The organism is Paracoccus sanguinis (assembly GCF_012689545.1).
Lineage (GTDB): Bacteria > Pseudomonadota > Alphaproteobacteria > Rhodobacterales > Rhodobacteraceae > Paracoccus > Paracoccus panacisoli.
This window is the reverse complement of the sequence record NZ_CP051543.1, coordinates 58,961-78,430: the sequence shown is the minus strand read 5'-3', so window position 1 is coordinate 78,430 and position 19,470 is coordinate 58,961. Positions and strand designations below refer to the sequence as shown.

The window sequence follows — 19,470 nt, the reverse complement described above, 5'->3', positions numbered from 1 at the left end:
AACGCGAATTATGTAATTCATTGGTGCGCTCTGCGGCTCTGGCGGCCGCGCGACAGTCACCCGTCAGGCCGTCGCCAGAACCTCCGACGTGCGGGCATTGCCTCCGAGCCCGGACGTCTCGGTGTCCCCCAGAGAAAAACCCCGCCCGATGCCGGGCGGGGCCAGCTCACGCCGCCGTCGTCACGAAACTCCCAGCCGACCGCAGCCGCCCCAGGAACGTCTCGCGGAAGTCGGCGGGGACCGCGGCGCGGACGCTGGGGCGGTCGGCGAGGACCCGGCGCCAGGCGTCCAGGCGCGGCAACCCGTCGAACAGGGCGAGCGGGCGGAGCGTCTCGAGCGCATCGAGCTGGCGGAAGGCCGGGGCGCAGGCGGCATCCACCGCCGAGAACGCCGCGCCTGAGAAATAGGGCCCGCGGAGCGCCTCCTCCAGCGGGACGAGACGGGAGCGCACCGCGGCGCGGGCCTCGTCGAAGCCGGCCCGGTCCGGCGCCATGCCCAGCCGGTAGACGTCGCCAAGCAGGCTGCCCGCGTATTCCACCCACGCCCGCTGCACCGCCCGGTCGAGCGGGTCGGCCGCGAACAGGGTCGGGCCCGGCAGCGTCTCGTCGAGATACTGCAGGATCACGGTGCTTTCGAAGAGGATCGCGGGCGCGCGGCCCTCGGCCTCGACCTTCAGCACCGGCACCTTGCCCAAGGGCGAGATCTTCAGGAACCACTCCGGCTTGTCGGCGAGGTCGATGTAGATCACGTCGAAATCGACGCCCCGCTCCTTCAGCGCAATCACTGCGCGCTGGACGAAGGGGCAGGTCGGAAAGCTGATCAGCGTCAGCCGCGGGGCCGGGACAACGGCCGAGGCTGCAGCTACACCATCCTTCGCGGGCATCTCGCACAGCCCGCCGTCGCAGGTTGCGCCGGTCTCGCCCAGGGGGATCAGCGGGCCGCTCATGCGCGCGCTCCCCCCTGCTCGGCGGCGACCTGCTTCAGGGCGCGCAGGAACAGCTCGGACGGCTGGGCGCCGGAGATGGCGTATTTGCCGCCGACCACATAGAACGGCACGCCCTGCACGCCGATGGCGGTGCCCTGCGCCTTGTCGGCCTCGACCGCCTGCCGGTAGGTCCCGTCCGTCAGCGCGGCCAGCGCCGCGGCGCGGTCAAGCCCCACCTCGGCGGCCAGATCGGCCAGCGCGTCGTCGTGGCCGACGTGGCGGCCTTCGGTGAAATAGGCGCGAAGCAGCCGTTCCTTCATCTCGGCGCCCTTGCCGTGGGCCTTGGCGAAATGGATCAGCTCATGCGCCTTGCCGGTGTTGGTCACCTTGACGTCGCCGAGGCGGTAGTCGAGCCCGTCCGCCTTCGCCGTCGCGGTCACGTTCTGCCCCATCGCGGCGATCTGCTGCGGGGTCGCGCCGAGGTGGCGGGCCAGATAGTCGGCCTGCGTGCCGTCGAAATCGACCGGCGCCGCGGGGTTCAGCTCGAAGCTGTGGTATTCGATCTCGACCGGAGCGTCGCCGAACTGCGCCAGCGCGCCCTCGAGCCGGCGCTTGCCGATGTAGCACCACGGGCAGGCGATGTCGGACCAGATGTCGATCTTGATGGGGGTGGCCATGTCGTCGTCCTTTCAGGGTTCAAGCCGCGCGCAGCGCCGTCAGCGCCGCCCGCAGGTCGTCTTGGTTCAGCACCGCGCCAAAGACGGGGCTGCCGATAGCAAAGGCGCGCGCAGCCGACAGCGGCCCGGCGTCCACCGGATCGAAGCCGATCCGGTCGATGAACCCGGCCACCGCGGCGCGCGCCGCAGGGTCGTCGCCGGCGACCGCCATGGCGCGCCGGTCGGCGTCGCCCTTGTGCCGGGCGGCGCCGTCGATCTCGTGATAGCCGAGGTGGTTGAGGCTGCGCACCAGACGCGCCCCCGGCAGATGCGCCGCGACCACCTCGCTGCTCGCCCGCGGGGCTTCGAAATCCGCAAGCGTCCCGTCGGTTGCGGGCCAGTAGTTCATCGCGTCGATGACGATCTTGCCGGCCAGTGCCTCGGGCGCGAGGCTGCGATAGCGCGAGAGCGGCAGCGCCAGCACCACGAGGTCGCTGGCCGCGATCACGTCCGCCAGATCACCGGCCACCGCGCCCGGCGCGGTGAATTGCAGCAGCAGCCCGGTCTCGGCCGCCGGGCGGGCCGAGGCGACGCGCACCTCGTACCCGGCGGCCACGGCGCGGCGTGCCACCGCGGTGCCCACGCGCCCCGCGCCGATGATGCCGATGGTCCTGATCTCCGTCATGTGCCTTTCCCCTCTCACACGGCCGCCGCGGGCGCGGCGGCGGGCTTGGCCAGCGCGGCATCGACAAGCGGCTTGACCCGCGTCCCCAGCAGCTCGATCGAGTGCAGGAAGTCCTTCTGCGGGACCTGGCCCAGGTCCATCTGGAAGAAATGCCGGTCGTGACCCATCACCCCGTGCAGCTCGACGATGCGCGCGGCGATCTCCTCGGGCGAGCCGACGAACAGCGCGCCGCGGCCGTTGGCCTCAAAGTCATAGCCGACCCGACGGGGCGCGGCGAAACCGCGGATCTCGCCCAGGGCGCGGAAGGCCTCGTGGTAGTGGGTCCACCAGAAGTCCTTGGCCGTCTGCGCGTCGTCGCCGATGAAGCCGGGGCTCGCGACCGAGATGCGGGTGTCGGCGCCGGGCGCGTTCACCTGCTCGACCGCCTTGCGGTAGAGCGCGGCGAGCGGCGCGAAGCGCACGGCCTCGCCGCCGATGATCGCATAGCTCACCGGCAGCCCCGCCATCGCCGCCCGCACGGTCGAGGACGGGTTGCCCCCGGTCGCCAGCCAGATCGGCAGCTTGCCGCGCTCGGGGCGCGGCACCACCAGCGCATGGTCCAGCGCCGGGCGGAACCGCCCCTCCCACGTGATCTCCTCGCTTTCGTTCAGCTTCAGCAGCAGGTCGAGCTTTTCGGCGTAGAGTTCGTCATAGTCGTTCAGGCTGTGGCCGAAGAGCGGGAAGCTTTCGGTCGACGAGCCGCGCCCGGCGGTGATCTCGGCCCGGCCGTTCGACAGCGCGTCGAGCGTGGCGAACTGCTGGAACACGCGCACCGGATCGTCGGTGGACAGCACCGTGACCGCGCTGCCAAGGGTGATTTTCGTCGTCGTCGCCGCCGCCGCCCCCAGCACGACCGCGGCCGCCGAGGCCGGCATCTCGCGGGTGTGGTGCTCACCGATGCCGAAGTAATCCAGCCCGACCTGATCGGCGAGCTGGATCGCCTCGAGCAGGTTGCGCTGCGCAGCGGCGGTCGATCCCAGCGCCCCGGTCTGCGGGTCGCGCTGCACGTCGCCGAAGCTGTAGACTCCCAGTTCCATGTTGTTTCCTCCTGACATCCACGACGCCGGAAATTTTCGACGGCGCCCGGTATCAATTTGTAACCTGCACCTATATTGAAACCTGATTTGACCGCGCAAGGAGGCACATCCGTGATACCTGATCGCGAAGCGGCCGGGCCGAACCTGCTGGACGCCTGCGCGCCGGTGCGGGCGATCCTGAACCGGGTCGGCGACAAGTGGTCGGTGCTGATCGTGATGGCGCTGTGCGCGGGGCCGCTGCGGTTCAATGAGCTGAAGCGCGCGGTGACCGGGATCACCCAGCGGATGCTGACCCTGACCCTGCGCGGGATGGAGCGGGACGGGCTTGTGACCCGCGCGGTCCTGCCGACGACCCCGCCGCGGGTGGAATACGCGCTGACCGACCTTGGCCGGTCGCTGCGCGAGCCGGTCGAGGCGATCGGCGCGTGGGCCGTCAGGAACGAGGCGCGGATCGCGGCGGCGCAGGCGCGCTATGATGCGGCGCTGGCGAAGGGTGAGGCGCCGGACACCTGACCCCCTGCCCGTTCGGCGCAGGCGAACGCCGCCTTCGCCGCGCCGCCTCTCGCGCAACGGCCCTCCCATCGCCTTATCGGATGCAAACGCCGGCCCCGCTCGGGTGCCGGCCAGACACCAGCGGCGCTGTCCCCGGCCCATCGACCCCGTGCGTCCTGCCGGCCCGGCGCCCCCCGAAGAGGGTTCCATGCGCGCGTTCGGCTTTCTCAGTTTCGGTCACCACGGCAATTCCTTCGGCTCTCAGGCCCGCACCGCCGCCGACATGATCCGGCAGGCGGTCGAGATCGGGGTCGGCGCCGAAGAGCTTGGCGTCAACGGCGCCTATTTCCGCGTCCACCACTTCGCCCGCCAGCAGGCCGCCCCGATCCCGCTGCTCACCGCCATCGCGGCGAAGACCAAGCGGATCGAGGTCGGCACCGGCGTCATCGACATGCGCTATGAAAACCCGCTGCACCTGGCCGAGGAGGCCGCCGCCCTCGACGTGATCGCGGACGGCCGGCTTGCGCTGGGGATCAGCCGCGGCTCGCCCGAGACGGCGCTGCGCGGCTACGAGGCCTTCGGCTACACCGGCTCGACCGACCCGCGCGGCGCCGACATCGCCCGCGCGAAGTTCGACCTGTTCCTGCGCGCGATCGAGGGCGAACGCCTGGCGCCGGGCAACCCCGACCATGTCGGCCGCGGGCAGATGCTGGCGATCGAGCCGCAGTCGCCGACCCTGCGCGACCACATCTGGTGGGGCTCGGCCACGCGCGACAGCGCCGAATGGACCGGTCGGCTGGGGCTGAACATGATGTCGTCGACGGCGCTGGTCGAGGATACCGGCCAGCCCTTCCACGAGCTGCAGGCCGAGCAGATCCTGCGCTTCCGCGCGGCGTACCGCGCCGCCGGCCACACCGGCGCGCCGCGCGTGTCGGTCAGCCGCAGCATCATCCCGCTGGTGAACGAGCTGGACGTCGCCTACTTCGGCCACCGCGGCGGGGGCGAGTCCCGCGACAGCCGCGGCATGATGGACGGGTTCCGCGCGACCTCGGGGCGGACCTATGCCGCCGAGCCCGACCGGCTGATCGAGGAGCTGAAGCAGGACCAGGCCATCGCGCTCGCCGACACGCTGATGCTGACCATCCCGAGCCAGCTCGGGCCGGACTACAACCTGCACATCCTCGAGTCCTTCGCGAAGCACGTCGCCCCCGCCCTGGGCTGGCGGCCGAACACCGAGGGGCCGGTCAAGGGTGATCCGGTCGCCTGATCGGTGGAGGGTGCGGGGCGCGGCGCGGTTCGTGCAGCGGCCCCGGCGCTCGGCCCCGCCCCCTAACGTCCGGTCGGCCCGCAGACGCGGGCTGACCAATCGTCGGGCGCCGGTCCCGCCCGGCGCCCGCCCGCGACCCTGATCGCATGAACAGGGAAGCCCGCCAGATATTGCCTGCCCCGCGGATCGCGGCGGCTCGCCCCGTCAGGCTCCGTGCCGGGTCGCGATGAGCGCGGCGGCGGCGTCGATGCGGGCCTCGATCTCGTCCCAGGGGGGCGGCGTCCCCATCAGCGCGCGATTGACCGCGTCGGTCACGATCATGTCGTGAAACAGGATCGCACTCTGCGCGGCCTCGGCCCCGCCGCCCAGGAATGCGGCGATGACGGACTGGCTCGTCTCGGGCCCGACCCGGTACCATTCGGCCATCTGCGCCGGCAGCCGGTCCGACACCGCCAGCACCATGCGCTGGAACGCGATGTGGCGCGGCTGGATCAGCTGCCGCATCAGCGTCCGCCCGAGGATGACCAGCCCCGCGCGCGTCCCGACCCCGCCGAGGTCGAGCACCTCGAGCGGCGACAGGAACTCGGCCGCGAGGCGGCGGACGACGGCGGCGAACAGCCCCTCCTTGTCGCCGAACTGGCGGTAGACGTTGGTCTTGGACCCGCCGGCCGCGCGGACGATCTCGTCCACGCTGGTCGCGTCGAAGCCGCGGCCGAGGAATGCCTCGGTCGCGGCCTCGATGATCTGCTCGTGGCGGGCGGCGCCCCGGATGTTCAGCCGGGGCGTCCGCGGCGTCTCGGTCATTCGGCGGGGATCCCCTTGGCCAGTTGCCGGGCGGACGGCGCGTGGTGCCGCGCGACCCGGAAGGCGCGGCGATCCACGTGCTGGCCATACAGCAGGCTGACGATCACGACCACAACCCCGAGGGACTGCAGCGGCGACGGGACGAAGCCGCGGAAGAGGGCGTCGAGCGCGAAGGCGGTGATCGGCGTCAGCAGCATCATCGGCGCCACGGCGGCCGGCCCCCCTGCCCCCTGCACCGCCGCGAACCACAGCACAAAGGCGAGCGCCGTCACGACCAGCGCCATGATGACGAGGCCGGCGATGTTGACGAGGTCGAGGCTCGCCGGCACGTCGCCCAGCAGGGCCGCGACGACGGAAAGCTCGATCCCCGCCACGACCATCTGCCATCCGGTCAGCCCGACGATGGATTGCGGGCGGCCCCATTTGTGCACCAGCGAACTGCCGAGCGCCACCGACAGCGCCGCGCCGAGCGCCGCGGCGACGCCGATCAGGTCGAGCGCCGCATTGCCCTTCAGCACGACCATCGCCACGCCGACGACGCCCAGCCCCACCGCGGCCAGCTTGGACGGTGACGGGATGGCGCCCAGCAGCGGCCAGGCCATCAGGACCATGAACAGCGGCCCGAGCGCCTGGAACGTGGCCGCCATCCCGCCGGGCAGGCGGATCGCGGCGACGAACAGCAGGGCGAAGAACAGCGCGCTGTTGAGCGTGCCGAGGATGATGATGCGCCCCCACCACGCGCGCGGCGGGATCTCGCGCGCGATCAGAAGCAGCGGCAGCCCGCCGCCCAGGGCGCGCACCGCCGCGATGAACATCGGGTTGGCGGGAAGCATCGTGGTCGTGATGATGTAGGTGAAGCCCCACAGGATCGCCGCAAGCGCGGCGGCGGGGAGTGGCGGAAGCGTCATGATGGTCCTCGATGTGCCAGAGATCTGTTAATACGATATAGTATCGTTACAGTACGCATTGGTATGCGATCTCGGCATGGCGGGGTTCTGCCGTGACGGCCCTTGTTGGCACCGTCCGGCCCGCGGCGCGGCGCGGAGCGGCGCCGTCCATGCGGAGCTTGTGAGCCTCAGCGGGGCACTTTCGGCGTCGATGTGGCAGGTGATCGGCATTGCCCCGAGTCACCGCAGCGCCCACCCAGCGCGCCCGGCACGCCGCTAACCCCTCTGGCGCGGCCCTGATGCCAGAGCGGCAACGTCACGGCCCGCACTGACGGCGAGGTGGCGGTAACTGCCACCGGGACGATCGAGGCCGCGATGAGCGCCTCGTGGTTCGCTGGTCTTGCCCTGCCGTGGCCCAGCCGTGAAGGGTCCGACCCACGGCGGATGGAAGATGTAGAATCTCTTGCGTCATACGACGAAGCAATATTATTTCGATAATACGGTGGAGGAGCGTAGGATCCCCTGGCACGAATCTCGACGCGAGTACCCCCGCCGCCGAGGCCGCCGAACCGACCGCCGCGAGACCTGCGACCTGCCCATGGCGGATCCGTGACCGCCGCCTGCCACATCAGAGGAGGACACGCCCATGACGGCCATCACCGGAAAGGTGGCGATCATGCTCTGCGCCCTCAGGCGCCGAGCTTCTTCTCATCCGCTTCAAGCATACGTTCGATCCCGGCCCTGAGATAGTCGGTTGCCGACGCATGACCTAGCTTGTCGGCGACGTCCTGGAGCCGCACCCGTTCCGCGTATGTGAAGCGGATCGTCATGTTGTGAGAACGGGGCTCGCTCTTCTTGCGGCGCTGGAACCGCGTTACCTCGCCGGCGTCAGCAGGCATCTTGGAAACTGCCCGCCGTCTTTTCTCGCCCTTTCCGGCAGCGGCCGGACCGCTCTCGTCCCCCGCCCCACTGATCTGCTCAGGCGGGCCTGACTCGGGAAATGTCTCCGAGAACTTCGCAGATCCCGCCATCAGCTGCTCGGCCGTCGGCCTCGGCCCTGCACGACGCAACCTCAAGCCCGGACCTCGCTCCGTCAGGGGCACAACAGAACTCTTCTCAACGTCACTCATTCGTCGTTCTCCTCCCGAAGAATCTCTTTAATCTCTGACCAAAGATCACGGCAGACCTGGGCTGCGCTTAGGGCGTGTTGACAAAAGGGATTCACCGGGCGCGGTGATCGTGATTCAAGCTGGTATCTGCAATGGAGACCAGCGTGGCACGAAACCTGATGTCGAACGACGAGTGGGCGTTCTTTGAACGCTTCATCCTGGCTGTCCGTTCTCCGAACGGCCGCAAGCCCACGAACCATCGGCTTGTTCTGGATGGGATTTTCTGGATCGCCCGAACGGGGTCGCCCTGGCGCGACCTGCCGGAAGAGTTCGGCAAATGGTCGTCTGTCTATCGGCAGTTCCGGCGCTGGACGTTGGCGGGGCTGTGGGAACAGATCCTGGAGGCGCTGAACGAGAGCCGGATCGTGCCGGATGCGCTGCAGATGATCGACAGCACCGTGGTTCGCGCTCATCATCAGGCAGCGGGCGCAAAAGGGGGACTCCGCGCCAAGGTTTCGGCCGCTCGCGAGGTGGCTTCACGACCAAGATCCATCTGCGGGTCAATGCGGCAGGCCTGCCCATGAGAACCGAGATCACGGCCGGGCAGACATCGGACTACCTCGGCTTCGATCTGGTCATGGCTGACAACCTGCCCGAGCCAAGCGTTCTGCTCGCAGACCGCGGCTACGACTCCGACAACATCCGCAAGACCATGGAGGTGCGCGACGTGGTGCCGGTCATCCCCATGCGCAAAACCCGGAAGCTACGGGTCGCCGTTGACCGCAGGCTCTACCGCCTGCGCAATCTCGTTGAGCGGTGCTTCAACAAGCTCAAGAATGCCCGTCGCGTCGCCACCCGCTACGACAAGACCGCCGAAAGCTTCCTGGGCTTCATCGACATCACGTCGATCCGCCTCTGGCTCCGCCATTTGTCAACATGACCTAATCGAGCTGGCAAGGTACGATATCTTTCGCGATAGGCAGACACGTATTTCCGAATCAATTGATGGCTATCTGCAGGTGCGGACGCCAATCGCTGAGCGGCTCACCGCTGCCGCAACGCGGAGCTGGCCCGTGCGCCTCCATGCGGCCATCCGGGCCGAGATGGGGTTGGCGAACCCATCAACAGCAGCCTTCCCTGCTCGCCGCCGAAGCAAGCCCGCGGCCCATCCCCACCGCCTCAGCGAACCCGACGACCCACCGATCGGCGCGCACCGCGCGCCGACCCCCGCAACCGCCTCAGTTCACCGCCGCGTCAGAGGCGTTGCGCATCAGGAAGTCGGTGACCAGCGCCGCCTCCTCCTCGTCCAGCCCGGCACGCGGGAACATCGACGGGGTGATCCCGCGCCATTGCAGCTGCGTGAAGCCTTTCGGATCGCGGGGCCCGTGGCAGACGGTGCAGCGCTGGTAGAAGATGCGCTCGCCCGGCTCCATCTCGGCGTAGAGGGCCTCGACCAACTCGGCCATGCGGTCGAGGTGCAGCGCGTCCTCGTCGATCGCCGCGAACTGGTAGTCGGACAGGATCGCGGGTGGCTGGTAGGCGCGGTTCGGCCGCTCGGCGTCCTCGCACTTGCTGATCGTCGCCACGCAGGTGTTGGCGATGGTCGCCTGGGTCAGGCCCGAGGCCGGGCGCTCCGAGGTGATCCAGTTGATCAGGCCCGAGTTGCAGCGCCCCTTGCTGTCCAGATCGGGCCAGCCGCCCTCGTAGAGCGAGATCACGCCGGGCATGATCTCGTCCGACAGGACGGCGCCGGCGATCACGGCGCCGCGGTCGTTGCGGATCTCGACCAGGTCCCCGTCGGCGATGCCGCGCGCCGCGGCATCCTCGCGGTTGATGCGGACCGGCTCGCGGCCGTCGATCATGTAGAGTTCGCGCAGGCGGGCCGAGTTGCCCATCTGGCTGTGCAGCCGGTACCAGGGGTGCGGGCTGACCACGTGGACCTGCCCCTCGGCGGCATTCCCCAGATATTCCAGCGGCTCCTGCCAGACCGGCATCCCGGGGTTGTCGGCGATGCCGTAGTCCGCGATCGTCTTGCAGAACATCTCGATCTTGCCCGAGACGGTGTGCAGCGGGTTGGCCTCGGGGTCGTCATGGAACGCGCCGTGCCGGACCCACTTGCGCGCCTCGGGCGGGGCGGGCTGCAGGGCATAGCCTTTCGCCCAGAACTCCTCGAAGGGCACGGTCTTCGCGGCCCCACTCCGGCCATAGGCGGCCTGGATGTGGTCCATCATCTCCAGCCCTTCGGTGAACTGCGACCAGACGCCGAGCTTCTCGGACAGGGCCTCGAAGATCTCGTAGTCGCTCTTCGATTCGCCCAGCGGCTCGATGCACTTCTTCATCGCGTAGATCTTGTCGTTCGAATAGGTGCCCCCGACCGAGATGTCGTCGCGCTCCATCGTCGAGGAGGCGGGCAGCACGATGTCCGCCCAGCGGACCGCGGCCGTCCACCAGACGTCCTGACTGACGATCGTGTGCAGCTTGGCGAATGCCTTGACGAGCCGGTTCAGGTCCTGCTGGTGGGACATGAAGTTGTTGCCGGCGTTGTAGATCATGTGGACGTCGGGATAAGTCCGCGTCTGGCCGTTGTAGAAGAACTCCTTGCCCGGGTTTTCCAGCATCTCGACGATGCGGCTGGCGGGGCAGAGCTTGTCCACGAGGTTCTTGCCCGCCGAAAGCCCGGTGGGCGTCGGCTGCCCCGATTGCGGCATCCCGCCGTTGCCATAGTGCCAGCTGAAGCCCACGCCTTCGCCGGGCTTGCCGATCTTGCCGGTCAGCGCGGCGAAGTTGATGATCGCGTGGTGGACCAGCTCGCCGTGGTGGGCGCGCTGCAGCGACCACGCGCCTGCGAACTGGGTGCGCGAGCTGGCGAAGAGCTCGGCCATCTCGCGGATCTTGTCGGCCGGGATGCCGGTGATGGCGGCCGCCCAGTCGGGCATCTTCGGGGTGCCGTCGTCCTCGCCCTTGACGTAGGCGATCCAGCGGTCGGCGCCGACCGTGTATTTCGCCAGGTAGTCCCGGTCCTCGAGGCCCTTTTCAAGCACATGGTGCGCCATCCCGAGGAACAGCGCGATGTCGGTGTTCGGAATGATCCGCACCCACTCGGCGTCGAGATACTGGTCCGAGGCGGTGCGCTGCGGGTTGATCGACACGAAGCGGCAGCCTGCGTCGCGGATCTCGGCCCAGGGTCCGTACATGCCGTGGTCGGCGACGGTGAACTCGATCCGGTTGTTCTTGATCGGGTCGCAGCCGACGAGCACGAAGACCTGGGTGTTGTCGCGGATCACCTCCCACGCCGTCTGGGGGGAATAGACCTCCATGTCGCCGATGATGTGGGGCAGCGCGACCTGGCTCGCGCCGGCGGAAAAGTCGCCCTGGGTGATCGAGCATCCGCCGATGAGGTTGAAGAACCGCTGCTGCAGCACGTTGGGGCGGAACGAGCCCGCGTTCGACCAGCCGCCGTAGGACGAGCTGAAGATCGCCTCGTTCCCGTGCTTCTCGGCGGTGGTGACGATGGCGTGGGCGGCCAGCGCCAGCGCCGTGTCCCAGTCGACGCGGACGAATTCCTCTCTCCCGCGCAGCTCGGGCTTGGTGTCGCCGGTCTGCCAGCCGTCGAGATAGGACTTGCGGACCATCGGATAGAGGATCCGCGTCTCGTCATAGACCCGGTCGATCGTGCCCAGCATCAGCATGTCGGTCGGCTGGCGGTCGAGCTGCGTGACCGGGCTCAGGTCGACGATCCGGCCATCCTTCACGATCGCCTCGAACGGGCCGAAGTGCGAGGCGTGGAAGATCCGCCCCTCGGAGAACGAGTTCGGGTCGATGGCCGCAAGGGCCGTGCTGCTCATCAGCCGCGCGGCGGTGACGCCCGTCACCGCGGCCACACCCAGACCCAGGAATCCGCGGCGGGAGAATTGAACAGTCATTTCCGAATACCTCGCTCAGTCTATTGACGCGGTATGGAGGGCGACCGCTATGCTGGCATTGATACAGGTCAAGGACCGTAAAACGGGTGTAAGGTTCAGTGTCCCCGACCCGTCCCTGCCGTTGAGGCGGCGCCGGAACCCCAGCCGATAGAGGAGCGGTCATGTCACGCATCGTCACACGGAACCTCGGTCTCGCCGCGCTTCTGGCCACCCTGACCGCCGGAGCGGCCGTGGCCCAGACGGCCCCTGCCCCGGGCGCGCCGCCCGCCGTGCAGGTGCCGCCCCCTGCCGCGCAGGCCGCGCCGGGCGCCGCGACCGGCCAGCCGAACCCGCACGAGATGATGGGGGATCTGAGCGGCGGACCCGCCGGCTCGCCCACGGCCGAGCGCGGCAACCCGCGGCCCGGCACGTCGACCTCGATCCCCACCACCAACCCTGCCCCGGTGATCCCGCTGGCGGAGCGGACGGGGGGAACGTCGGCCGAGAACACCGGCATCGCGGGGCAATGCGATCCCAACGTGAGCCTCGGCAACTGCCCGCCCGATCCTGCGGCAGCGCCGGAGCAGGCCGCCGGCGCGACCGCGTCCACCTCGGTCGAGATCGTCGAGTATCGCTGCGACGGGGATCAGAGGTTGCAGGTGGCCTATGTGCTGGGCGCGGACGGCACCAACTTCGCGGTGCTGCTGCAGGACGGCCGGCTGACGGCGCTGCCGCAAGTCGTCTCGGCCTCGGGCGCCATCTACGGGCCGGAGGGGTCGGCGCAGCTCTTGACCAAGGGCGACGAGGCCACGCTGGAGAGTGCGGCCGGCGAGGCTCAGCTGGCGAACTGCCGGCGGTGATCGGCGGACTGGTGGTTGGGGCGCTCGAGGTGCTTGGGGCGTCAGCGCGGTTAGGCTGACGTCGCCACCGAAGGCGCGAAGAGCGCGCGCCCCCCTACCCTGCCGCAAACATCCCCGCATGGGCTTGCCGCAGCGCGGCCTTCTGCACCTTGCCCATGGTGTTGCGGGGCAGCTCGTCGACGATCACCACAGATTTCGGCTGCTTGAACCGCGCGAGCCGCCCGTCGAGCGCCCCGCGGATCGCGTCCGGATCGGGGTCGGCGCCCGGGGCGCGGGCGACGATCGCCACCACCGCCTCGCCGAAGTCGGGGTGCGGGACGCCGATGACCGCGCTTTCCAGCACCCCGGGCAGTTCGTCGATCAGCAGCTCGACCTCTTTCGGATAGACGTTGAACCCGCCCGAGATCACCAGGTCCTTGCCGCGGCCCACGATCGAGACATAGCCGTCGCCGTCGCGCAGCCCCAGGTCGCCGGTGATGAACCAGCCGTCCGGGCGCAGCTCCTCGGCGGTCTTCTCGGGCATCTGCCAGTAGCCCTGAAAGACGTTCGGGCCGCGCACCTCGATCATCCCGATCTCGCCGTCGGGCAGCGGGCCGTGCTCGCCCATGATCCGCAGCTCGACCCCCGGCAGCGGGAACCCCACCGTCCCGGCCCGGCGCTCGCCGTCATAGGGGTTCGAGGTGTTCATGTTCGTCTCGGTCATGCCGTAGCGCTCGAGGATCCTGTGCCCCGTCCGCGCCTCGAAGGCGCGATGCGTCTCGGCCAGCAGCGGCGCCGAGCCCGAGATGAAGAGCCGCATCCCCGCGGCCGCGTCGCGGGTGAAGTCGGCACGGTCGAGCAGCCGCGTGTAGAAGGTCGGCACCCCCATCATCAGCGTGGCCCGCGGCATCAGCGCGACCGCCTCGGCCGCGTCGAAGCGGGGCAGGAAGATCATCGCCCCGCCGGCGAGCATCAGCGTGTTGGTCGCCACGAAGAGCCCGTGGGTGTGGAAGATCGGCAGCGCGTGCAGCAGCACGTCGTCGCCCGTCACGCGCCAGTAGTCGCAGAGCGTCCGGGCGTTCGACAGCAGGTTCGCGTGGCTCAGCATCGCGCCCTTGGACCGGCCCGTGGTTCCCGAGGTATAGAGGATCGCCGCCAGATCGTCGGGCCCGCGGGGAACCGGCGTGTGGCTCTCGGGCTCGGCCCGCGCGGCGTCGACGAGGCTGCCCGACAGGCCGTCCGCGGCCAGCGTCATCACCTGCCCCGCGCCGCCGAGCGCCCGTGTCGCCGCCTCCCGCGCCGGGTCGCAGACGACCAGCGCCGGGCGGGCGTCGTTCAGGAAATAGCCGACCTCGTCAGAGGTATAGGCCGTGTTCAGCGGCAGAAACACCGCCCCCGCCCGCACCGCGGCCAGATAGAGCGTGAGCGCGGTGGCCGATTTCTCGACCTGCATGGCGACCCGGTCGCCGGGCGCCACCCCGGCCGTGACGAGCGCGTTGGCCAGCCGCGCCGACTGGCGCTCGATCGCCGCATAGCTCGTCTCGGTTCCGTCGGCGGCGATGAGGAAGGCCCGGTCCGATCCGGCCCGCGCGCCGAGCAGCGCGTCATGAAGGTGGTTGGTCATGGCCTCGTCTCCTTCTCGTCACGGCCTGTCCGGCGCGCGAGCGCGTGAATCATGGGCGATATGATAGCGCGTCGACCGCCCGCCCTCGGGGCCCTTGCGGATCGCGCCGAGGCGCTCCAGCTCGGCGAGGTCGCGCGTGGCCGTTGCGGGCGAGACCCGGGCGATGCGCGCGTAAGGCGCAGCGCTGATGCCTTGGGCGACCCGGTCGGGGCCCTCGGCGAAGAGGCGGCGCAGCACCGCCTGCCCGCGCGGGGGCAGGTCCGGGAAGCGCAGGAAATAGCCGTTGCGCGCGACGAGGAAGCGCGCCTCGGCCATGGCGTCCTCGACCCCCGCGATCAGGCGCTCGAGGAACCACAGCACGAACGGGGTCGCATCGATGCGGTCGCCGGCGACCGTGCGGCCGGCCTGCAGGGCCGCGTAATAGCCGCGCTTGTCGGCCTCGATCGAGCGCGAGAGCGAGAAGGGCAGCGCGGAATCGCGGGCAAAGACGTGCTCGACGATGGCGCGGCCCAGCCGGCCGTTGCCGTCCGAGAACGGGTGGATCGACTCGAACCACAGATGCGCCAGCGCCGCGCGGATCGGCAGCGGCCGGGTGTCGCGGGGCAGCGCGGTGAGGAAATCCTCCATCATCGCGGGCACCTGCGCGGCGGGGGGCGCGCGGTACAGCACCTCGTCGCGCCCGGCCGCGGCGGTCCTTGCGATCACCATGGCGAAGCTGCGCCAGCGGCCCTTGTCCTCGACCTCGGTGCCGTGAAAGAGCAGCCGGTGCCAGTGGAACAGGGTCGGCGCGTCCAGCACCCCCTGCCCCGCCCGTGCCTCGAGCATGAGCGTGGCGATGGCATCGCTTCGCCGCTGCGGCTCGCGCCCGCGATGCGCCAGCGAGGCCACCACCGAGGCCTCGATCTGGGCGGCGGGCAGCGTGGCGCCCTCGATCGCGAAGGACGAGACGGCCTCATGCGTGACGGCGCGCAGGAACGCCTCGCGCCGCTCGTCGGCCGAGAGCGCCTCGTGCAGGCCGGACATCGCCCCGAGCCGCGCGGAGAACGCCGCCAGCGGCCCCTCGGTCCGGGCGGGGTCGTGGGTGAAGCGCGGCCAGGCGGGGGTGTCCCAGATCTCCATGAGGGGATTGTGGGGCGTATTCGGCTCACGAACAAGGTGATTGTGAGGGGAATATCGGTGGGTTTCGCGTCATGGGGCGGTCGGACTGATTTTTATGAGCAGTCATCGCCACCTCGAGCGCTGTCCCATCACGGGGAGTCCATGATCGAGTGCCGGGAGCTCATGGCGCGGCTGCTCGCGACTTCGGTCACCAGACGGGAATCGCGGGCGGCGCGTCTCGGTCACCTGCTGCGGGACTGCTTGGCACTTCGGCGCGTCGTCTCGGGCGGATCAGCTTATCGGCTTGCAGGTCGGCGGTGTCGGAATGCTCATGTAGCCGAGCTACAACCCTCCGCATACGCGCGGAAATCCTCCCGCAAGTTCTGCCAAACCAGCCCGCTCAGACTACCCCGTTTCTTCCAGATCCGGGCCGAGTCGCCGCTGCCTTGAGATCGTCACACTCCAAGTATATGGTCCGGCCGACCGAACGGCAGCCGGCTGCCATAGCCGCATCACGTTCCCTTTAAACAATTAGGCAGCTTTCATGACGAAATTCATTCCACCGGCAACGCCGCGTGTGGCCGTAATTGGGCTAGGGCGTGTTGACAAAAGGGATTCACCGGGCGCGGTGATCGTGATTCAAGCTGGTATCTGCAATGGAGACCAGCGTGGCACGAAACCTGATGTCGAACGACGAGTGGGCGTTCTTTGAACGCTTCATCCTGGCTGTCCGTTCTCCGAACGGCCGCAAGCCCACGAACCATCGGCTTGTTCTGGATGGGATTTTCTGGATCGCCCGAACGGGGTCGCCCTGGCGCGACCTGCCGGAAGAGTTCGGCAAATGGTCGTCTGTCTATCGGCAGTTCCGGCGCTGGACGTTGGCGGGGCTGTGGGAACAGATCCTGGAGGCGCTGAACGAGAGCCGGATCGTGCCGGATGCGCTGCAGATGATCGACAGCACCGTGGTTCGCGCTCATCATCAGGCAGCGGGCGCAAAAGGGGGACTCCGCGCCAAGGTTTCGGCCGCTCGCGAGGTGGCTTCACGACCAAGATCCATCTGCGGGTCAATGCGGCAGGCCTGCCCATGAGAACCGAGATCACGGCCGGGCAGACATCGGACTACCTCGGCTTCGATCTGGTCATGGCTGACAACCTGCCCGAGCCAAGCGTTCTGCTCGCAGACCGCGGCTACGACTCCGACAACATCCGCAAGACCATGGAGGTGCGCGACGTGGTGCCGGTCATCCCCATGCGCAAAACCCGGAAGCTACGGGTCGCCGTTGACCGCAGGCTCTACCGCCTGCGCAATCTCGTTGAGCGGTGCTTCAACAAGCTCAAGAATGCCCGTCGCGTCGCCACCCGCTACGACAAGACCGCCGAAAGCTTCCTGGGCTTCATCGACATCACGTCGATCCGCCTCTGGCTCCGCCATTTGTCAACATGACCTAGGTTATGTCGGTTTGCCGCTGGCGGTAGCACTGGGGGGCGTATTTGAAACGATCGGCTTCGACCTCAATGCCCGCCGCGTTGATGAGTTGCGCAATGGCGAGGACGGCACCGGTGAAGTCGATGGCGCCGGGCTCGCTCAGGCAGAGCGGCTGACGTTCAGCGCCGACGAGGCGGATCTCAGAGGCTGCAACGTCTTCATCGTCGCCGTTCCGACGCCCATCGACGCCTCCCGCCAGCCGGACCTGAGGCCGCTTATATCGGCCTCGAACACGGTGGGGAGGGTGATCGGAAAAGGTGGCGTCGTAATCTATGAATCCACCGTCTATCCCGGCGCCACCGAGGAAGATTGCCTTCCCGTGGTCGAGCAGGTGTCAGGCCTCCGCTACAATACGGATTTCTTCGCCGGCTACAGCCCCGAACGGATCAACCCGGGCGACAAAGACCGGCCGTTGACGAAGATCGTCAAGGTCACCTCCGGGTCCACGCCGGAAGTCGCCTCGTTCGTCGACGAACTCTACGCCCGCATCATCGAGGCCGGCACCTTCAAGGCAAGTTCGATCCGAGTTGCTGAAGCCGCCAAGATCATCGAGAACACGCAGCGCGACGTGAACATCGCCCTGATCAACGAGCTTTCGATCATCTTCTCGCACCTGGGCATCGACACCAACGAGGTGCTCGATGCAGCCGCGACCAAGTGGAACTTCATCCGCATGCGGCCCGGACTGGTCGGGGGGCACTGCATCGGCGTGGACCCGTATTACCTCGTACACAAGTCCACCGCTGCCGGATTCATTCCCGACATCATCCGCACTGCCCGCGAGATCAACGATGGCATGGCCCGCAACGCAGTCACGCGGCTGGTCAAGGCTATGATCCACCGCAACCTGCCTGTGAAGGATGCGAAGGTATTGGTGGTGGGCTTCACTTTCAAAGAAAACTGCCCCGACACCCGTAACACCAAGGTCGTCGATCTGGTCGGGCATCTGAAGAGCTACGGCATGCAGGTCGACATCGTCGACACGTGGGCCGACCCGGTCGAGGCGGCGGCAGAATATCGCGTTTCATTGGAGACGACGATGCCCACGGCCGGGGAGTATGATGCCGTCATCCTGGCGGTTGCCCATGACGATATCGTGCGCGCCGGTCCTGACCTGCTGCGGGGGCTGCTCCGGCACGGAGGTGTGCTCTTCGACATGAAGGCTGCCTATGACATGCAGGCCAGTGACCTGAGACTGTAGTTTGCCGCAACCTCTTGCCTCGCTTTGAAAATCGACTCGCTGACGGGAGTATCAGGCATCGGGAAAGCTTTGCGCCACTGGCTGTAGCCCATCGCTGTATTTCACAAAGAAAAACCAGCCTGGGATGACCTGCCACGGGCTTTTTCCTCCATCTGTGACTAGAGTCCGGCCCAACGAGAGGACGGACGAAGATGAAGAAGGCACGACGGACCGAGGAACAGATTATCGGTATCCTTCAGGAGCATGATGCCGGCGCGAAGTGCGCAGATCTGTGCCGCAAGCACGGCATGTCGGAAGGCACATTTTACGCTTGGAAGGCGAAGTATGGCGGGATGACGGTGTCGGAGGCGAAGCGGCTGAAGGCACTCGAGGACGAGAACGCCAGGCTGAAGCGCTTGCTGGCTGACCAGATGCTCGACATGGCTGCGATGAAAGAACTGCTGTCAAAAAAGTGGTAACGCCCGCCGTGAAGCGCGAGGCTGTCGCGCACCTGAAGGCCCATCTCGGGCTGTCGGAGCGGCGGGCGTGCCAGATTGCCGGGGCGGACCGGACGATGGTGCGCTACCAGTCCCAGCGAGCGCCGGACACGGCGCTGCGCGGGCGGTTGCGGGATCTGGCCAACGAGCGGCGCAGGTTCGGCTACCGGCGGCTGTTCGTGCTGCTCAGGCGCGAGGGAGAGCCATCCGGGATCAACCGCATCTATCGGCTTTACCGAGAAGAGGGCTTAACCGTGCGTAAACGCAAAGCGCGCCGCAAGGCCCTCGGAACGAGGGCACCGATCCTGATCGAGACACGAGCCAATGCACGGTGGTCGCTGGACTTCGTCCATGACCAGTTCGCCTGCGGGCGGCGCTTCCGGGTGCTGAACGTGGTTGACGACGTCACCCGCGAATGTCTGGCGGCGATCCCGGACACCTCGATTTCGGGCCGCCGCGTGGCTCGGGAACTGACGGCGCTGATCGAACGCCGCGGCAGGCCTGGAATGATTGTCAGCGATAACGGGACAGAGCTGACATCGAACGCGATCCTGAAGTGGTGCGCCGAGCACAAGGTCGAATGGCATTACATTGCGCCGGGCAAGCCGATGCAGAACGGGTTCGTCGAAAGCTTCAACGGCAGGATGCGGGACGAGCTTCTGAACGAGGCCCTGTTCCGCAACATCGCCCATGCCCGTGACCTGATCGCTGCCTGGGTCACGGATTACAACACCGAAAGGCCCCACTCGGCCTTGGGCTACCAGACCCCTGTAGGGTTTGCCGCGAACCTGAACCCCGCAATCGCCCGCCCCGCTGCGCGAGATGAAAGCTCCGCGCGCCGGGCGATTGCTCAACCCGCGCCAACAGGCGTAAACAAAAACCGGGCTCAGGTCGCCGTTGGATGAAAGTTCAGTGGCAGGTCAGAGATTCTGCGCCGGAACCT

At 68.1% G+C, this 19,470-nt stretch carries 17 protein-coding genes; 7 read left to right on the top strand and 10 right to left on the bottom strand.

Going from position 1 to position 19,470, the window contains the following annotated elements:
- Positions 1-166: 166 nt before the first annotated feature.
- The 4 genes from HGN31_RS15765 to HGN31_RS15750 are packed head-to-tail and all read right to left on the bottom strand — an operon-like array spanning position 167 to position 3,342.
- A complete protein-coding gene (locus tag HGN31_RS15765) occupies positions 167-946 on the bottom strand; it encodes a glutathione S-transferase family protein (RefSeq protein WP_244961231.1) in 780 nt (259 codons plus the stop codon).
- A complete protein-coding gene (locus HGN31_RS15760) occupies positions 943-1,602 on the bottom strand; it encodes a DsbA family oxidoreductase (RefSeq protein ID WP_168784027.1) in 660 nt (219 codons plus the stop codon). Before HGN31_RS15760 ends, HGN31_RS15765 begins: the two co-directional genes overlap by 4 nt.
- Positions 1,603-1,621: 19 nt before the next feature.
- Entirely contained in the window at positions 1,622-2,266 is a 645-nt protein-coding gene (locus tag HGN31_RS15755; protein ID WP_244961230.1) for an NADPH-dependent F420 reductase, read from the bottom strand.
- Between the two features lie 14 nt (positions 2,267-2,280).
- Entirely contained in the window at positions 2,281-3,342 is a 1,062-nt protein-coding gene (locus HGN31_RS15750; RefSeq protein WP_168784025.1) for an LLM class flavin-dependent oxidoreductase, read from the bottom strand.
- Positions 3,343-3,453: 111 nt separating this feature from the next.
- Between HGN31_RS15750 and HGN31_RS15745 the strand changes: the two genes are divergently transcribed.
- Together HGN31_RS15745 and HGN31_RS15740 are read left to right on the top strand one after the other, a co-directional pair.
- The gene (locus HGN31_RS15745) at positions 3,454-3,855 is read left to right on the top strand and encodes a winged helix-turn-helix transcriptional regulator (protein ID WP_425325342.1); all 402 of its coding nucleotides are present in this window, start codon (positions 3,454-3,456) and stop codon (positions 3,853-3,855) included.
- Positions 3,856-4,042: 187 nt separating this feature from the next.
- On the top strand, positions 4,043-5,101 hold the full coding sequence (locus HGN31_RS15740; protein WP_168784024.1) for an LLM class flavin-dependent oxidoreductase: 1,059 nt from the start codon (positions 4,043-4,045) through the stop codon (positions 5,099-5,101).
- A 204-nt stretch (positions 5,102-5,305) separates the two neighbouring features.
- On the opposite strand, the gene HGN31_RS15735 is transcribed toward HGN31_RS15740, so the two are convergent.
- The 3 genes from HGN31_RS15735 to HGN31_RS15725 all read right to left on the bottom strand — a co-directional run bounded on the left by HGN31_RS15735 (position 5,306) and on the right by HGN31_RS15725 (position 7,922).
- The gene (locus HGN31_RS15735) at positions 5,306-5,905 is read right to left on the bottom strand and encodes a TetR/AcrR family transcriptional regulator (protein ID WP_168784023.1); all 600 of its coding nucleotides are present in this window, start codon (positions 5,903-5,905) and stop codon (positions 5,306-5,308) included.
- Complete coding sequence (locus HGN31_RS15730) at positions 5,902-6,813, bottom strand: DMT family transporter (RefSeq protein WP_168784022.1); 912 nt, start codon at positions 6,811-6,813, stop codon at positions 5,902-5,904. The genes HGN31_RS15735 and HGN31_RS15730 overlap by 4 nt, the downstream gene beginning before the upstream one ends.
- Positions 6,814-7,481: 668 nt before the next feature.
- Positions 7,482-7,922 (bottom strand): hypothetical protein, encoded by a 441-nt coding sequence (locus HGN31_RS15725; RefSeq protein WP_168784021.1) that lies wholly within the window; start codon positions 7,920-7,922, stop codon positions 7,482-7,484.
- A 131-nt stretch (positions 7,923-8,053) separates the two neighbouring features.
- Here HGN31_RS15725 and HGN31_RS15720 point away from each other — a divergent pair.
- Positions 8,054-8,841, top strand: a protein-coding gene (locus HGN31_RS15720; protein ID WP_088238952.1) for an IS5-like element ISPme2 family transposase whose coding sequence is annotated in 2 segments (ribosomal slippage) — positions 8,054-8,390 and positions 8,390-8,841 — 789 coding nt in all. Because the reading frame shifts where the segments join, the coding sequence is not laid out codon by codon here.
- A 298-nt stretch (positions 8,842-9,139) separates the two neighbouring features.
- On the opposite strand, the gene HGN31_RS15715 is transcribed toward HGN31_RS15720, so the two are convergent.
- On the bottom strand, positions 9,140-11,824 hold the full coding sequence (locus HGN31_RS15715) for a molybdopterin-dependent oxidoreductase (protein WP_168784020.1): 2,685 nt from the start codon (positions 11,822-11,824) through the stop codon (positions 9,140-9,142).
- 161 nt (positions 11,825-11,985) lie between these two features.
- On the opposite strand from HGN31_RS15715, the gene HGN31_RS15710 reads away from it, so the two are divergent.
- Entirely contained in the window at positions 11,986-12,663 is a 678-nt protein-coding gene (locus HGN31_RS15710) for an MliC family protein (RefSeq protein ID WP_168784019.1), read from the top strand.
- A gap of 94 nt (positions 12,664-12,757) precedes the next feature.
- Here HGN31_RS15710 and HGN31_RS15705 read toward each other — a convergent pair whose 3' ends face one another.
- Entirely contained in the window at positions 12,758-14,266 is a 1,509-nt protein-coding gene (locus tag HGN31_RS15705; RefSeq protein ID WP_168784018.1) for a malonate--CoA ligase, read from the bottom strand.
- An 18-nt stretch (positions 14,267-14,284) separates the two neighbouring features.
- Positions 14,285-15,385, bottom strand: a complete 1,101-nt coding sequence (locus HGN31_RS15700; RefSeq protein WP_168784017.1) for a Fic family protein — start codon at positions 15,383-15,385, stop codon at positions 14,285-14,287.
- Positions 15,386-16,020: 635 nt separating this feature from the next.
- Between HGN31_RS15700 and HGN31_RS15695 the strand changes: the two genes are divergently transcribed.
- From HGN31_RS15695 to HGN31_RS15685, 3 genes are all read left to right on the top strand, one after another.
- Positions 16,021-16,808, top strand: a protein-coding gene (locus HGN31_RS15695) for an IS5-like element ISPme2 family transposase (protein WP_088238952.1) whose coding sequence is annotated in 2 segments (ribosomal slippage) — positions 16,021-16,357 and positions 16,357-16,808 — 789 coding nt in all. Because the reading frame shifts where the segments join, the coding sequence is not laid out codon by codon here.
- Positions 16,809-16,824: 16 nt separating this feature from the next.
- Entirely contained in the window at positions 16,825-18,051 is a 1,227-nt protein-coding gene (locus HGN31_RS15690) for a nucleotide sugar dehydrogenase (protein ID WP_342355810.1), read from the top strand.
- Positions 18,052-18,242: 191 nt separating this feature from the next.
- Positions 18,243-19,432, top strand: a protein-coding gene (locus tag HGN31_RS15685; RefSeq protein ID WP_168781936.1) for an IS3 family transposase whose coding sequence is annotated in 2 segments (ribosomal slippage) — positions 18,243-18,495 and positions 18,495-19,432 — 1,191 coding nt in all. Because the reading frame shifts where the segments join, the coding sequence is not laid out codon by codon here.
- Positions 19,433-19,470 lie beyond the last annotated feature (38 nt).

Excerpts from the sequence above, each read along its gene's own strand:
- HGN31_RS15715 (WP_168784020.1), bottom strand. The coding sequence starts at position 11,824 with ATGACTGTTCAATTCTCCCGCCGCGGATTCCTGGGTCTGGGTGTGGCC.
- HGN31_RS15765 (WP_244961231.1), bottom strand. The coding sequence starts at position 946 with ATGAGCGGCCCGCTGATCCCCCTGGGCGAGACCGGCGCAACCTGCGAC.
- HGN31_RS15740 (WP_168784024.1), top strand. The coding sequence starts at position 4,043 with ATGCGCGCGTTCGGCTTTCTCAGTTTCGGTCACCACGGCAATTCCTTC.
- HGN31_RS15730 (WP_168784022.1), bottom strand. The coding sequence starts at position 6,813 with ATGACGCTTCCGCCACTCCCCGCCGCCGCGCTTGCGGCGATCCTGTGG.
- HGN31_RS15700 (WP_168784017.1), bottom strand. The coding sequence starts at position 15,385 with ATGGAGATCTGGGACACCCCCGCCTGGCCGCGCTTCACCCACGACCCC.
- HGN31_RS15705 (WP_168784018.1), bottom strand. The coding sequence starts at position 14,266 with ATGACCAACCACCTTCATGACGCGCTGCTCGGCGCGCGGGCCGGATCG.
- HGN31_RS15735 (WP_168784023.1), bottom strand. The coding sequence starts at position 5,905 with ATGACCGAGACGCCGCGGACGCCCCGGCTGAACATCCGGGGCGCCGCC.
- HGN31_RS15750 (WP_168784025.1), bottom strand. The coding sequence starts at position 3,342 with ATGGAACTGGGAGTCTACAGCTTCGGCGACGTGCAGCGCGACCCGCAG.
- HGN31_RS15760 (WP_168784027.1), bottom strand. The coding sequence starts at position 1,602 with ATGGCCACCCCCATCAAGATCGACATCTGGTCCGACATCGCCTGCCCG.
- HGN31_RS15755 (WP_244961230.1), bottom strand. The coding sequence starts at position 2,266 with ATGACGGAGATCAGGACCATCGGCATCATCGGCGCGGGGCGCGTGGGC.
- HGN31_RS15710 (WP_168784019.1), top strand. The coding sequence starts at position 11,986 with ATGTCACGCATCGTCACACGGAACCTCGGTCTCGCCGCGCTTCTGGCC.
- HGN31_RS15725 (WP_168784021.1), bottom strand. The coding sequence starts at position 7,922 with ATGAGTGACGTTGAGAAGAGTTCTGTTGTGCCCCTGACGGAGCGAGGT.